Source organism: Anaerolentibacter hominis (assembly GCF_032380675.1).
In the GTDB taxonomy this organism is placed as follows: domain Bacteria; phylum Bacillota; class Clostridia; order Lachnospirales; family Lachnospiraceae; genus Anaerolentibacter; species Anaerolentibacter hominis.
Genome location: NZ_JAWDIX010000005.1, coordinates 84098 through 99476, shown reverse-complemented (window position 1 = coordinate 99476; position 15379 = coordinate 84098). Strand labels below are relative to the sequence as shown.

Genomic DNA, 15379 nt, shown 5'->3' with positions numbered 1-15379 from the left:
TTCTACTTTCCTCCTTCATGTTTAATCAGGCCAAATGCTTTCGAGAGCTCCATAACGACCAGAGGCACCAGGCACAGTCCCAATCCCGCCAGGTACAGACTCGCATCCAGCCGTATCAGACCAAATGCCACAGACAGCGGGGTAAACAGAACTAGCAGCACCAGAACGAAAGAAAGCAGCGCTGCCATATTCAGCTTCCGGTTGCCGAAAAACCCGGTTTTGAACAGGGAATGGTTCGACCGCATATTAAATGCCTGCACAATCTGCGATAGAGACAGCACCATAAAGGCCAGGGTACGTCCGCCCTCCACACTTCCTGTTGTATTCCAGGCATATCGGAATGCAAACAGAGACAATGCTCCAAACATCAGTCCCTGAAGTGCAGTCCTTATCCCAAAACCATTGGCAAAGATACCCTCATTCCTGGATTTGGGCGGATAGTCCATGACATCGGACTCCACCGCTTCCATTCCCAGGGCCACGGCAGGAAGACTGTCTGTCACCAAGTTGATCCAGAGCAGCTGCATGGATAAAAGAGGGCTCTTATGCCACAGAAGCATTGCTGCAAATACGGTGACCACCTCGCCGATATTAGTGCCCAGCAGGAAGCCTACCACCTTCTTGATATTGGCATAGATGCCTCTGCCCTCTCTCACGGCATCTACAATAGTGGTGAAATTATCGTCGGTCAGCGTCATATCCGCCGCGCCTTTCGCCACATCGGTGCCTGTGATACCCATAGCGCAGCCGATATCAGCGGCCTTTAGTGCGGGTGCGTCATTCACTCCGTCCCCGGTCATGGACACCACCTCGCCCTGGGTCTGCCACGCTTTTACGATACGGATCTTATTTTCAGGAGATACTCTGGCGTAGACGCTGATGCGGCGGACACGCTCATTGAGTTCTCCGTCTGACATAGCGTCCAGTTCAGCGCCGGTAACCGCCTCATCGCCCTCCTCAAAAATACCCAGATCCTTTGCAATTGCCGATGCCGTCACTACATGATCCCCGGTAATCATAACCGGTTTGATCCCTGCCCTGCGGCAGACCGCAACAGCATCCCTAACCTCCGGTCTCGGCGGATCTATCATTCCCACCAGCCCCATCAGGGTCAGTCCATTTTCCAGATCCTCCGATGTAGGTTCCGAAGGCAGAGCGTCAATTTTCTTATAGCCTACCGCCAGCACTCTCAGAGCCTCGCGGCTCATCTCTTCCGTAAGCTCCCTTGCCCGGTCAATATTTCCGCCCACACAGCGGGAGGACATCACGTCAAAGGCTCCCTTTACAATGACAATCAGCTCCCCGTCAATACGATTCACAGAAGTCATCAGCTTTCTGTCAGAATCAAAGGGCAGTTCCGCCAGCCTGGGACAGGAACGGTTTAATTCCTCTTTCTCCATGCCGTTTCGAAGTGCCGCCAGCACAATAGAGGTTTCCGTCGGGTCCCCAATGTGTTTTTCCTTCCCGTCCTCCACAACAACCGAGCCGTCGGAACACAGAGTGGCATACATCAGCAGTCTGCGGATCTGCTCCGTATTGCTGCTGCCGATCTCCTCCATCTCTTTCTCCCCATCCACATAACCCTTCACCAGAGTCATCCGGTTCTGGGTCAGTGTACCGGTTTTATCAGAACAAATGATAGACGCGCTGCCCAGGGTTTCTACCGCGGGAAGCCGTCGTATAATAGCATTCTTTTTCACCATCCGCTGTACGCCGATGGACAGTACAATCGTGACAATAGCAGGAAGCCCTTCCGGTATCGCAGAAACTGCCAGAGAGACCGCGGTCATGAATATCTCCATCACCGGGATGCCATTCATCAGGCCAATGACAAATATAATACCGCAGGCCGCAAGAGCCATGATTCCCAGATATTTCCCCAGATTAGCCAGCTTTTTCTGCAGGGGGGTCTGTGTTTCTTCCTCCCCCTCCAGCAGATTAGCTATTCTGCCCATCTCCGTATTCATGCCAGTGGCGGTGACGACGGCCACTGCCGTTCCGTAAGTAACGCTGCATCCGGAAAAGACCATATTGCTCCGGTCTCCCAGAGGCGCATTTCCGGCAACCGCTGTATCCGCTGATTTTTCCGAAGGAACCGACTCTCCGGTCAGCGCGGATTCTTCCGCTTTCAGACTGACAGAATGAATCAGTCTGGCGTCCGCAGGTATAAAGTCTCCTGCCTCCAGTTTAATAATATCTCCCGGCACCAGATGAACGGCATCAATTACCTGTTCCTTTCCATCACGGATTACCCTCGCATGGGGCGCAGACAAACTTTTAAGGGCGTCTAATGCCTTCTCTGCCTTGCTCTCCTGCATCATCCCCATCACTGCATTCATGACCACAATGAGCAGAATCAGCACCGGCTCAAAGAATTCCTTCGGCTCCCCTTCATAGCACGCGATCACAAAGGATACCACAGCCGCAGCGATCAGGATTAAAATCATCACATCCTTAAACTGTTCCAGAAAGCGTCTCAGATTTGACTTCTTTTTCTTCTCCTTCAGTCTATTTTCTCCGAACTTCTGAATGTATTCCTGCACCTGCGCCGCAGTAAGTCCTCTTGCTTCATTCGTTTTCAATTCTGACAGAATCTGTTCCAATGGTTCACTGTGTGGTGACAAATACCGCACCTCCCGAATTTTATTTGCCCATAAGGCATGGTAGCGTCGATTTACAAAGGAATACACGCCTCAGCCAAGGTATTTTACGGGTTTTCTGCGTTATCCTCAATCAGCGTGCATCCAGCACGCCTCAATCGTCTGCCTTGAAAAACCGTAAAATCTTCATGGCTGAGGTCAGGGAGTCGGGAAAGAACGAATTTTAGTCCCTGTAAGGCACTTGAATGACACGTACAGAGACGTACGTGGAATGAAAGTAACGCAGCAGGTACTAAAATTCGCCTTTATCCGACCGTGTGTCCCTTTGTACATCGACGCTAACTTTATTAATACCCCTTTTTACTGATTTTTACAATACCGTCCGCGTCAATTTACTTTCTGTGACCGATTGTTTTCATTCAGTTTCACCTATATTCCTGCCTCTTCAAACATATTCCGAAGCAGCAATGCTTCATCCAGTGAATTATCCCATCCATACTTTTTTAAGTCCACTCTGTTGTCCCGGCTCACCTTCACCATTTCACTGCGCAGCAGCTTTTTCTGTGTATCCGGTTTTTCAAAATTAGCGGCACCGCTTAAAAAGCCCTGATGGTTTACCACCCGGTGCGCGTACCCCTCTCCAGCCAGACCTTTCTTCAAGGCATAGCCCACGGCCCTGGAATACCGGGGCATGCCGCAGAGCAGGGCAATCTGTCCGTAGGTGGCTACTTTTCCCCTGGGAATATGTTCGCAGACCAGTTTGACCCTTCTATAAAAGTCCATTTGGTTCATCCTCTCTTTTTGGCTCTCCTCTATCATAGCAGGAAACTTCTTCCATTGCAAAATCAAGAAGCCGGAGAAAGAAGATAATCTTTCTCCGGCTTCCTGGTTTTATAGCTGTGCTTATTTTTTACCTGATGGCTTACTTCAACGTGGAAATTTAAACTTCAAACAGCATATCGCCATACTGAGGAACCGGCCAGAACTCTTTATCCACGATCATCTCCAGTTCATCAATCGGGGTTCTCAGCTCAGTCATCACTTCAAATACCACATCGTGGAAGAAATTCGCCTTTTTTGCACCCTCTTCCATCCCTGCAGCCTCCGCCGTAACAGCCTCCAGCCTGGAAAGTGCGTTTTTCGCCCCGGCCAGAAGATTCGAAGTCTTCACCAGAAGATCTGTCTGCACGCTTACGTCGGCAGCGGGGACAGCGGAAGTTATCATATTGATATTCTCGGCCAGCACCGTAGTATATTTAATAATCGCCGGAATATACAGCTTGGATGCCATGTCTATCATTGTTCTGGCTTCAATGTTGATGGCTTTTGAATATGCCTCATACTGAATTTCAGAACGGGCTCTCAGCTCGGATTCCGTGTACACCTTCTGCTTCTCGAACAGCCTGATCGCCTTCTCCGTGGTCAGCGCAGGAATTGAATCCACAAAAGATTTCAGATTGGGAAGTCCCCTTCTTTCCGCTTCCTCCACCCATGCGTCGGAATAGCCGTTGCCGTTAAAGACGATTCTCTGATGCTCTGTTACATTTCTCCGGATGATCTCACACACCGCGCTGTCAAAATCGGCAGCCTTCTCCAGCTCATCGGCGATCTCCTCAAACTCTTCCGCCACAATGGCATTTAGCGTGGTATTCGGGCCTGCGATTGACATGGAAGATCCAACCATTCTGAACTCGAATTTATTGCCTGTAAACGCAAATGGGGACGTACGGTTCCGGTCCGTGGTATCCTTGGATAATTCGGGCAGGGTATGTACACCGATGTTCAGCTTGGAACCCCTTATACTTGAAGTGGCGGAACCATTCTCTATAATCTGTACCAGGACATCCTCCAGCTGGTCGCCCAGGAATACAGAGATAATAGCCGGCGGAGCTTCGTTTGCCCCCAGCCTGTGATCATTACCCGTATTGGAGGCAGAGAGCCTGAGCAAATCTGCGTGGGTATCCACCCCTTTCAGAATTGCAGACAATACTAAGAGAAACAGTCTATTTTCATGAGGCTTTTTGCCGGGATATAACAGGTTGATCCCGGTATTGCTCACCAGAGACCAGTTATCATGCTTGCCTGAGCCATTTACCCCTGCAAACGGTTTTTCATGGAGCAGGCAGCTGAGTCCATGGCGGTTTGCCACCTTTTTCATGATCTCCATGATCAGCTGATTGTGGTCGGTAGCCACGTTGGCACTATTATAAATAGGAGCCAGCTCATGCTGGGCAGGCGCCACCTCATTATGCTGTGTTTTCGCGGTAATTCCCAGCTTCCACAATTCCACATTCAGTTCCTGCATAAAGGAGCCGATCCGCTCCCTGATCGTGCCGAAATAATGATCATCCAGTTCCTGGCCCTTGGGCGGCATAGCACCGAACAGGGTACGGCCTGTAAAAATCAGGTCTTCCCGTTTCATATAATTGTTTTTATCAATCAGGAAGTACTCCTGCTCCGGTCCCACGGAACAGGATACACTTTCCACTCCCGGAAAACCGAACAGCTTCAAAATCCGCACTGCTTGTTTGCTTATCGCCTCCATAGACCTCAGAAGCGGAGTTTTCTTATCCAGAGCCTCCCCGGTATAGGCACAGAACGCGGTTGGGATACAGAGCGTAATGCCGGTTGCATCTTCCTTCAAAAATGCCGGTGAAGTACAATCCCACGCTGTATAGCCCCTGGCTTCAAATGTGGCTCTTAATCCCCCGGACGGAAAAGATGACGCATCCGGTTCACCTTTGATCAGCTCTTTGCCGGAGAAGTCCATAATGACCTGCCCGCCGCCGATGGGACTGATGAAAGAATCATGTTTCTCAGCAGTAACACCTGTCATAGGCTGGAACCAGTGGGTATAATGGGTTGCACCCTTCTCAATTGCCCAGTCCTTCATGGCATTTGCCACGACTTCCGCAACCTCAGGGTCCAGGTCGGCCCCTTCGTCGATGGTTTTTTTCAGAGCCGCATACGTTTTCTTAGGTAAACGGTCTCTCATGACTGCATCGTTAAAAACATTCTTACCGAAAATTTCTGTTACATTCGTCATCTTAACTCCATCCTTCCATTTCAATCTTTATGTCACTCGGCAAACTTTTAAAACCCGGGTTCTGTGCCGGACAGCCTTTCAATTTATCTAAAGTAAGAAAAAGGTGTCCTCAACACATTGAGAACACCCTTGTTCCGACTTAACATATCTTAAGTTCACAAATAACATAACACTTTTTATCCTGGTTGAAAAGTCTTTTTTTGAGGACAATTTCAATTTTGGCAGATTTCATGGGTTTTGAAATCAAATTATTATGTTTTTCGTGCAACATTGCCATTACTGCGGCTTCTCACTCATCTGACCCACCAGGTTTACATCCAGCTGATCGAACGGAATCGTGATATTATTTTCATCAAATTTCTCTTTGATTCTCTCCAGCAGATGCCATTTCAGAGGCCAGTAATTCTCGCTTAATGTCCAGATGCGAAAGCCGATGGAGATTGCGCTGGGATCAAAGTTATTTACAAATATATCAATATCTCTGTCCTTTAAAATCCGTTCTTCCTCCATGGCAAGCTCTGCGAGCAGATGTTTCACCTTCTGGATATTTTCCGAATAGTCCACAGAAACCACCAGATCCAGCCTGCGGACCGGTTCACTTGTCACATTGATCAGGCTCATATTGGTCAGGGTGCCGTTGGGAATCACCGTCATCCGGTTATCCGGCGTGATAATGCGCGTATAGAAAATATCGATGGAACTGACCGTTCCCGAATCATTTCCCGCAATAATGAAATCCCCCACCTTAAAGGGTTTCATCAGTATAATTAAAACACCGCCCGCAAAATTGGACAGGCTTCCCTGAAATGCGAGTCCCAGAGTCAGCCCCGCCGAGCCCACCAGTGCAATAATCGCGCTGGCACCAATTCCGATTACCTCCGTGATCGCCATAATCAGAAGAATATAAAGCCCGGTACGGATCACCGCGTTCAAAAAACCGGAGACACTCAGCTCCATTCCAGCTCTGGTAAAAATACGGTTAAACAGCTTTAATACGCCACGGATTATTTTTTTGCCGATCCAGAATACCACCAGAGCCAGTATTAATTCCAGCAGAAAACTGATCACCTTCGGAGCAAATAAATCAACATAATAAGATAAATCCCGCAAATTTTCCGGCATTGCTAACTCCTTCTATCACTCATAAAATAAAACTGCCAGGCATTCAGGAGAGCCTGTGGATAAACAGGCCGCTGCGCAGTTTGGGCTCAAACCATGTGGATTTGGGCGGCATCAGCCTTCCCGCATCCGCAACAGCCAGAAGTTCTTCAATGGAAGTAGGATACATGGCAAATGCTGCCGCCATCCCATCGCAGACCCGGCGTTCCAGTTCTTCGCTTCCCCGGATACCCCCTACAAAGTCAATCCGCTTGTCAGTCCTGGGATCTTCAATTCCAAGTACCGGCGCCAGCAGATGATCCTGAAGCAAAGATACATCCAGCCCCTCCACTGGATCACTGGTACGCAGTGCATCCTTTATTCTGAGCCGGTACCATCTGCCGTCCAGATACATGCCGATAATGCCCTTTGCATCCGGCTCACATACTCCGTCTTTCCAGGGTTTCACTTCAAAATTCTCTGCACACCGATTCAGAAATTCCGGAATGCTAAGTCCGTTCAAGTCAGCTACAACCCGGTTATAAGGAAGAATTTTCAGCTGGTCATGAGGAAACAGCACCGACAGGAAATAATTGAATTCTTCTTCGCCTGTATAGCCGGGCTGCTGCTCTCTCTTATTCAATCCCACCTTAACTGCGGAGGCCGCCCTATGGTGTCCGTCCGCTATGTAGATCTGGTTGATCTTCCGAAACGCTTCTTCCAGCGCTCTACTGTCATCCAAAGCATCTATCGCCCACACTCTGTGGGTAATCCCGTCCTCCGACGTAAAATCGTACTCCGCCTCCTGCATTTTCGTGCGGCTCATAATTTCATTTATCACAGGCTCTGAGCGGTAAGTAAGAAAAATAGGGCCTGTCTGAGCATCCATGACAGTTACATGGCGAATCCGGTCCTGTTCCTTTTCCTCTCTGGTATTCTCATGCTTTTTAATAACGCCGCTCTGATAGTCATCAATCGAAGCACAGGCCACGATCCCATCCTGGCTTCTCCCGTCCATGACCAGTTCGTACAAATAATAGCAGGGAACGTTATCCTCTATGTAGACGCCTTCTCCCACCTGCTGTTCAAACAGTTCCCGGGCCTTTTGGTATACCCGTTCGCTGTACATATCCACCGTCTCCTCAAACTGAGTCTCCGGACGGTCAATATTTAAAAAAGACAATGGTTCCTTCCCTGCCTCAGCCTTTGCCTCTGCCCTGCTGTATACATCATAGGGCAGGGCAGCGACTCTGGATGCAAGCTCTTTTGCGGGCCGGACACAGGGAAATGGTCTGATTACCGCCATTTTCCATCCTCCTTTGTTTTCATATTCAAGTACGCCTCGGCGTACTTGCTGCGAGCCGCCGGAGGCTTTATCCTGGAAGGAGACTGGGCTCCCCCCAAGACGAATTTGTTATTTACTCACCACCTATTGAGGTGGGAGTCTTATCTACTTCCATGATACAATCAGAAAACGGGAACCGGCTACTATACGGCAAGCAGGCCGTCATCCGGTTTGCTTGATCTGTCTTCCGATTCCCGTCTGATACATTGATTTAGAACAAGCGGTCAAACCGCTCCATTGCTTCTATTGTATTCTCCCGGCTTCCGAATGAAGTCAGCCGGAAGTAGTTGGTACCGTTTGTACCAAAGCCAGCGCCTGGCGTACCGACAATCTGAGCGTTCTCCAGCAGATAATCGAAAAACGTCCAGGAGTCCATTCCGCCGGGGCACTCAAACCAGATATAGGGCGAGTTCACTCCGCCGTAAAACGGAATATTTTTCTTCGTAAGAGTATCCGCAATTACTTTCGCATTGCCCTTATAAAACTCGATGTTCTTCTTAGCCTGAGCCATGCCTTCCTCGGAGAAAACGGCAGCAGCGCCCTTCTGAACAATATAAGAAACACCATTAAATTTCGTTGTCTGGCGACGGTTCCACATCTTATTCATGGACATCACCGTTCCGTCAGCACACGGAAAGGACAGCTCCTTCGGCACGATGGTATAGCCGCAGCGTGTTCCCGTAAAGCCGGCTGTCTTTGACAGTGAGCAGAACTCTACCGCACATTTCTTCGCTCCCTCAATAGCAAAGATGCTTCTGGGGAGAACAGGATCGTCAATGAAACACTCATAGGCGGAATCATACAGGATAACCGCCTGATTCTCCAGTGCATAATCCACCCACTCCTTCAGCTGAGCCGCATTGTAAGCGGCGCCGGTGGGATTGTTCGGGGAGCAGATATAGATAATATCTGCATGGACATTTTTGTCCGGCATGGGCAGGAAGTCGTTTTCTTTATTCGCATCACAGTAAACGATCTTTCTGCCGTTCATCGTATTGGTATCAACATAGACCGGATAGACCGGGTCGGGAATCAGAATCACATTATCCACAGCAAAAAGGTCTGTGATATTGCCGGTATCGCTCTTGGCTCCATCGCTTACAAATATCTCATCCTTCTCAATGGTTACGCCATTGCGGGCATAATAGTCCAAAATCGCCTCTCTCAGAAAATCATAGCCCTGCTCCGGTCCATATCCCTTAAATGTCTCTGCCTTACCCATCTCGTCCACCGCCTCGTGAAGGTTATCAATAACCTTCTCACAGAGAGGCAGCGTCACATCGCCGATGCCAAGGCGGATCACCTTTTTATCCGGATGCTTTTCCGTATAGGCGGCAACTCTATGGGCAATTTCAGAGAACAGATAACTTTCTTTTAAATTCCGGTAATTCTCATTTAACTTAACCATGGGCTGCGTGGCCTCCTTACTTTTTCTTTATTTGATTACTCTTACTCTCAATACGCCGTCAATGGTCTGGAATTTATCCAGAATTTCCTTTGTAGAGATATCCTTGCAGCCATCCTTCAGGAAATAATCCATCACCGTGTATGCATAATCGCCTTTGCTCTTATTTACCATGTGCTCAATGTTAATGTTCATAGAAGAGAATACATTGGTAAACTGGTTGAGCATATGAGGAATATTTCTGTGAAGAACCGCGATCCTTCCGTCGGTCTCACAGACACCGGCGTCACAGTTGGGGAAATTGACGGAGTTCACAATATTACCGTGCTCCAGATAGGTGCGGATCTGTTTTACCGCCATCACTGCACAGTTATCCTCTGATTCTTCCGTGGAAGCTCCCAGATGGGGGATTGCAATACAGTTTTTCATATTTACCGTCTTCGGATTCGGGAAATCGGTGATATATTTTCCAATCTTGCCGGATTCCAGCGCTTCCTTCATGTCGTCGTCGTTTACCAGCAGATCTCTGGAGAAGTTTAAGATAACCGCGCCGTCCTTCATCATGGCAATGGTGTCTTTATTGATCATCTCTCTGGTATCATCTAACAGCGGTACATGCATCGTGATATAATCGCACTCTTTAAAGATTTCCTCTCTGGTTTTTGCCTGGTTCACGCTTCTGGAAAGTCTCCACGCGTGATCAATCGAAATATAAGGATCGCATCCGTATACTTCCATACCCAGATGAGTAGCCACATTGGCTACGATAACGCCGATAGCGCCCAGACCGATAACACCCATCTTCTTGCCAGACACTTCTTTGCCGGCAAATTTGGATTTATTTTTCTCAACCAATTTGGCAACATCCGGATCGTCTTTCACGCTTTCCAACCATTCCACGCCGCCGATGATGTCACGGGAAGCCAGCATCAGGCTGGCAAGCACCAGTTCCTTTACGCCGTTTGCATTCGCGCCGGGGGTATTAAATACAACGATACCCTTCTCCGCACATTTATCCAGCGGAATATTATTGACGCCAGCGCCGGCTCTTCCGATTGCCAGAAGAGATTCCGGAAGATCCATCTCGTGCATATTGGCGCTTCTGACCAGCGCGGCATCCGCCTCGCTAAAGTTATCTGTCATTTCATAGTTCTTATCTAATAAATCCAGTCCTACATTACTGATCTTATTTAAACAATTTATTTTTGCCATTTCCTACTCCATTCCGAAGCGTCACAGATCCTCTGAGCTCCTATTTATTCTCATCCTCAAATTTCTTCATGAATGCAACCAGCTTCTCAACGCCTTCCTTCGGCATAGCGTTGTAGATACTTGCTCTCATACCGCCTACCGTTCTGTGTCCCTTCAGATTTACAAAGCCGGCAGCAGCGGCCTCCTTTACAAACTTAGCGTCCATATCGGCATCGCCGGTCACAAATGGAACATTCATGATAGAACGGTCTTCTTTTACAACAGTACCCTTAAACAGTTCGCTGGAATCCAGGAAATCATAGAGAACAGCAGCTTTCTCTTCATTTCTCTTCTTCATCTCTTCCAGGCCGCCCATGGCTTTAATCCACTTGAATACCTTGCCGCAGATATAGATGCCGTAGGTCGGAGGCGTATTGTACATGGAGCCTGCATCCAAATGAGTTTTATAAGTCAACATAGTAGGAGTACCGGGAAGAACATCCTCACGGATCAGATCCTCACGGATGATCACAATTACCGTACCCGCAGGGCCGATATTTTTCTGTACGCCGCCGTAGATCACTCCGTATTTTGTTACGTCAACCGGCTCGGATAAGAAACAGGAAGAAACATCTGCAACCAGGATTTTACCCTTTGTGTTCGGCAGTTTTTTGTATTTCGTACCATAGATCGTATTGTTCTCACAGATGTATACATAGTCTGCATCCTCTGAGATCGGCAGATCGGAACAGTCCGGAATATACGAAAAGGTCTTGTCGGCAGAAGATGCAACCGCATTCGCTTTGCCGAACTTGGAAGCCTCCTGATAAGCCTTTTTAGCCCACTGGCCGGTAATAATATAATCCGCAACACCGTTCTTCATCAGATTCATCGGAATCATCGCAAACTGGGTAGAAGCCCCGCCCTGTAAGAACAGCACCTTGTAATTGTCCGGAATATTCATCAGATCCCTGATGTCCTTCTCCGCCTCGTCAATAATTGCCTGATACGCTTTGGAACGGTGGCTCATCTCCATAACTGACATGCCTGTTCCCTTGTAATCCAGCATCTCTTCTGCTGCTTCCTTCAGTACCTCTTCCGGAAGGACTGCCGGACCTGCTGAAAAATTGTACACTCTTCCCATTCTTACCATCCTCCTATTTTTCTTATCTCTGATTCAACTGTCATCGGGATGCTCTGCATCTGCCTCCGACACTTTAATCCTCTTCTAAGTCTTCCTCTGAAAATACATCTGAAATAGCTCCACCCGGCGCCACCATCGGCCAGACCTTCTCATCTTCGTCAATCTGACAGTCGATCAGCATGGCCTTTCCCGACTCCGCGGCTTTCTCAAATGCAGTTTCGAATTCCTCAATCGTGGTCACCCTCACGGCATCCACGCCCATAGCCTGTGCAACCTTCACAAAATCAACCTTGTCATTCAAAATTGTATTGGAATATCTCTTTCCATAGAACAAGGTCTGCCACTGGCGCACCATTCCCAGCACATGATTATTCACGACCACCTCGATGACCGGGACTTCACTGCGGGATACGGTGGCAAGCTCGTTCAGGTTCATACGCAGGCAGCCGTCGCCTGCGATATTGACCACCAGCTTGTCCGGGCGGCCGATCTTGGCGCCGATCGCCGCACCCAGGCCGAAGCCCATTGTCCCCAGGCCGCCGGAGGTGAGGAATGTCCTTGGTTTCTTATACCGGTAGAACTGAGCAGCCCACATTTGATGCTGTCCTACTTCAGTTGTAATAATTGCGTCGCCTTTTGTCAACTCATAAATTTTCTCTATAATCTCCGGTCCGCATAATTTCGTCTTTTTATAATGGAGAGGATACTTTTCTTTCAGCATCTGAATCTTCTCCATCCACTGCGGATGGCTCTGCTGTTCCAGCCTGGTATTCATCAGCTCCAGCACGCTTCTTACATCTCCGATCACGCTGGCGCTGGTGATGATATTCTTATTAATCTCCGCCGGGTCCACATCAATCTGGAGTACCTTGGCTTTGTAAGCAAACTTCTTCGTATTGCCGGTTACCCGGTCACTGAATCTGGCCCCGATCGTAATCAGCAGATCCGCATCCGTCACACCCAGATTAGAAGTCTTGGTTCCATGCATTCCCAGCATCCCGGTATAGGCCGGGTCCGTACCGTCAAAGGCTCCTTTTCCCATCAGGGAATCCGCAACCGGCGCATCCACCTTCTTTACAAAGGTTTTCAGCTCTTTGTCCGCACCGGAAATGACCGCACCGCCGCCCACAAATATGTAAGGCCTCTTGCTGTTGCGGATCATCTCCACCGCAGTATCAATATCCTCCGCAGTAATCTTCTTGGTCATACGCTGCACCGGCTGGGGGAGCACCGGTGTATATTCGCCTACCGCCGCGGTAACATCCTTGGTGATATCCACCAGGACAGGCCCCGGACGTCCGGTCTTTGCGATCTGAAATGCTCTCCGGATCACTCCTGCCAGCTCATCCACATTCTTGACAATAAAATTGTGCTTAGTAATCGGAAGAGTCACTCCCGCAATATCAATTTCCTGGAACGTGTCTTTTCCCAGAAGCGGTACCGCCACATTAGCCGTAATCGCAATCAGCGGAACAGAGTCCATATAGGCCGTTGCAATACCGGTTACCAGATTAGTGGCTCCCGGTCCGCTGGTTGCAAGGCAGACTCCCACTTTGCCGGTCGCCCTGGCGTATCCGTCCGCCGCATGGGCTGCGCCCTGCTCGTGGGAAGTTAGAATATGTCTGATTTCATTCTGATGTTTATACAATGCATCATATATATTCAGAATAGAGCCGCCCGGATAGCCGAAAACGGTATCCACGCCCTGCTCTTTTAAACATTCAACTACAATTTCAGAACCTGTTAACTGCATTGTGCACCTCTCTCTTCAGCTTGTAAAAACGTTCTTCCGATCTGCTGTTACTTTTTAATCTCCAGAATAGCTCCTCTGTTCCCGGAGGTAACCATAGATGCATAACGCGCCAGATAACCGGTGGTTATCTTCGGTTCTCTCGGCTGCCATTTTGCCTTTCTGGCCGCAAGTTCTTCATCAGAAACCAGCACGTTGATCCCATTGGACGGGATGTCGATCTGAATGATATCCCCTTCTTCAACCAGTGCAATCGGTCCGCCCACCGCCGCTTCCGGTGAGACATGTCCGATGGCCGCTCCGCGGCTTGCGCCGGAAAAACGTCCGTCCGTAATCAGTGCCACGGTAGATCCAAGGCCCATTCCCATAATCGCGGAGGTAGGATTTAACATTTCTCTCATACCAGGGCCGCCTTTCGGGCCTTCATACCGGATCACGACAACATCGCCTTCCACAATCTTACCGCCCTTGATGGCGTCAATGGCGTCTTCCTCACAGTCAAACACCCGGGCCGGGCCCTCGTGCTTCATCATCTCCGGCGCTACCGCAGACCGTTTCACCACGCAGGAATCCGGAGCCAGATTGCCCTTTAATACGGCGATTCCGCCGGTTACACTGTACGGATTGTCTATCGGACGGATCACTTCCGGATTCTTATTCTCACAGCCGCTTATATTTTCCTTCACCGTCCTGCCGGTCACCGTGATCAGATCTGTATAGAGCAGATCTTTTTTCGTCAGCTCATTCATAACGGCGTAAACGCCGCCTGCTTCATTCAAATCTTCCATATACGTAGGACCGGCCGGCGCCAGATGACACAGATTCGGCGTCCTTGCGCTCATCTCATTGGCAATCTCCACGTTCAGGTCCACCCCTGCCTCATGGGCAATAGCGGGGAGATGAAGCATAGAGTTGGTGGAGCAGCCCAGCGCCATATCCACGGTCAGGGCGTTGAAGAACGCTTTCTCGGTCATGATATCTCTTGGTCTGATATCCTTTTTCAGCAGCTCCATCACCTGCATGCCCGCATGCTTGGCAAGTTTAATTCTCTCAGAGTAAACTGCCGGGATTGTGCCGTTTCCAGGAAGTCCCATACCCAGCACTTCCGTCAGGCAGTTCATGCTGTTTGCGGTATACATGCCGGAACAGGACCCGCAGGTCGGACATACCTTCTGCTCGAATTCGGTTACATCTTCCTCCGTCATCGTGCCCGCAGCATAAGAGCCAACCGCCTCAAACATGCTGGAAAGACTTCTCTTCTGTCCGTGTACACGTCCGGCTAACATAGGGCCGCCGCTGACAAATATTGTGGGTACATTGATGCGGGCCGCCGCCATCAGAAGGCCGGGCACATTCTTGTCGCAGTTCGGCACCATAACCAGGGCATCGAAGGCATGGGCCATAGCCATAGCTTCTGTGGAATCTGCAATCAGATCCCTGGTAACCAGAGAATATTTCATACCGATATGGCCCATAGCGATTCCGTCACATACCGCAATCGCCGGGAACACAATCGGAGTTCCACCTGCCATGGCAACTCCCATTTTTACCGCTTCCACGATTTTATCCAGGTTCATATGTCCCGGCACAATCTCATTATAAGAACTTACAATACCTACAAGCGGTCTGTCCAGTTCTTCCTGTGTCATTCCCAATGCATTGAACAGTGACCGGTGCGGCGCCTGCTGCATCCCTTTTTTAACTGAATCACTTCTCATCCTTATTCCTTCTTTCCATCAATCCCATAACGTTATCCGCAGTGTATTTGTTTCTATAATATCTATTAGATATCCTCCCAAA

General features: G+C 49.2%; 10 protein-coding genes. All 10 read right to left on the bottom strand.

Translation table 11 applies throughout. From position 1 onward, the window contains the following. Window positions 1–2 precede the first annotated feature (2 nt). The 10 genes from ABCW47_RS13865 to ilvD all read right to left on the bottom strand — a co-directional run bounded on the left by ABCW47_RS13865 (window position 3) and on the right by ilvD (window position 15297). Complete coding sequence (locus tag ABCW47_RS13865) at window positions 3–2624, bottom strand: calcium-translocating P-type ATPase, PMCA-type (protein ID WP_343210535.1); 2622 nt, start codon at window positions 2622–2624, stop codon at window positions 3–5. 405 nt (window positions 2625–3029) lie between these two features. Continuing rightward, a complete protein-coding gene (locus ABCW47_RS13860; protein WP_343210534.1) occupies window positions 3030–3383 on the bottom strand; it encodes an MGMT family protein in 354 nt (117 codons plus the stop codon). A 157-nt stretch (window positions 3384–3540) separates the two neighbouring features. Next, window positions 3541–5646 (bottom strand): glutamine synthetase III family protein, encoded by a 2106-nt coding sequence (locus ABCW47_RS13855; protein ID WP_343210533.1) that lies wholly within the window; start codon window positions 5644–5646, stop codon window positions 3541–3543. 276 nt (window positions 5647–5922) lie between these two features. Next, window positions 5923–6768, bottom strand: coding sequence for a mechanosensitive ion channel family protein (locus ABCW47_RS13850; protein WP_343210531.1), 846 nt, complete (start codon window positions 6766–6768; stop codon window positions 5923–5925). Between the two features lie 43 nt (window positions 6769–6811). Beyond that, window positions 6812–8050: a DUF1015 domain-containing protein gene (locus ABCW47_RS13845; RefSeq protein ID WP_343210530.1), complete on the bottom strand. Its 1239-nt coding sequence runs from the start codon at window positions 8048–8050 to the stop codon at window positions 6812–6814. 250 nt (window positions 8051–8300) lie between these two features. Further along, a complete protein-coding gene (locus tag ABCW47_RS13840; RefSeq protein ID WP_343210529.1) occupies window positions 8301–9497 on the bottom strand; it encodes an LL-diaminopimelate aminotransferase in 1197 nt (398 codons plus the stop codon). A 27-nt stretch (window positions 9498–9524) separates the two neighbouring features. Next, the gene (locus ABCW47_RS13835) at window positions 9525–10706 is read right to left on the bottom strand and encodes a phosphoglycerate dehydrogenase (protein ID WP_343210528.1); all 1182 of its coding nucleotides are present in this window, start codon (window positions 10704–10706) and stop codon (window positions 9525–9527) included. A gap of 40 nt (window positions 10707–10746) precedes the next feature. Beyond that, entirely contained in the window at window positions 10747–11829 is a 1083-nt protein-coding gene (gene serC, locus ABCW47_RS13830) for a 3-phosphoserine/phosphohydroxythreonine transaminase (RefSeq protein WP_343210527.1), read from the bottom strand. 73 nt (window positions 11830–11902) lie between these two features. Beyond that, the gene (gene ilvB, locus ABCW47_RS13825) at window positions 11903–13582 is read right to left on the bottom strand and encodes a biosynthetic-type acetolactate synthase large subunit (RefSeq protein WP_343210526.1); all 1680 of its coding nucleotides are present in this window, start codon (window positions 13580–13582) and stop codon (window positions 11903–11905) included. 47 nt (window positions 13583–13629) lie between these two features. After that, complete coding sequence (ilvD, locus tag ABCW47_RS13820) at window positions 13630–15297, bottom strand: dihydroxy-acid dehydratase (protein ID WP_343210525.1); 1668 nt, start codon at window positions 15295–15297, stop codon at window positions 13630–13632. Window positions 15298–15379: the final 82 nt, after the last annotated feature.

Excerpts from the sequence above, each read along its gene's own strand:
- ABCW47_RS13860 (WP_343210534.1), bottom strand. The coding sequence starts at position 3,383 with ATGGACTTTTATAGAAGGGTCAAACTGGTCTGCGAACATATTCCCAGG.
- ABCW47_RS13855 (WP_343210533.1), bottom strand. The coding sequence starts at position 5,646 with ATGACGAATGTAACAGAAATTTTCGGTAAGAATGTTTTTAACGATGCA.
- ABCW47_RS13850 (WP_343210531.1), bottom strand. The coding sequence starts at position 6,768 with ATGCCGGAAAATTTGCGGGATTTATCTTATTATGTTGATTTATTTGCT.
- ABCW47_RS13845 (WP_343210530.1), bottom strand. The coding sequence starts at position 8,050 with ATGGCGGTAATCAGACCATTTCCCTGTGTCCGGCCCGCAAAAGAGCTT.
- ABCW47_RS13840 (WP_343210529.1), bottom strand. The coding sequence starts at position 9,497 with ATGGTTAAGTTAAATGAGAATTACCGGAATTTAAAAGAAAGTTATCTG.
- ABCW47_RS13835 (WP_343210528.1), bottom strand. The coding sequence starts at position 10,706 with ATGGCAAAAATAAATTGTTTAAATAAGATCAGTAATGTAGGACTGGAT.
- serC (WP_343210527.1), bottom strand. The coding sequence starts at position 11,829 with ATGGGAAGAGTGTACAATTTTTCAGCAGGTCCGGCAGTCCTTCCGGAA.
- ilvB (WP_343210526.1), bottom strand. The coding sequence starts at position 13,582 with ATGCAGTTAACAGGTTCTGAAATTGTAGTTGAATGTTTAAAAGAGCAG.
- ilvD (WP_343210525.1), bottom strand. The coding sequence starts at position 15,297 with ATGAGAAGTGATTCAGTTAAAAAAGGGATGCAGCAGGCGCCGCACCGG.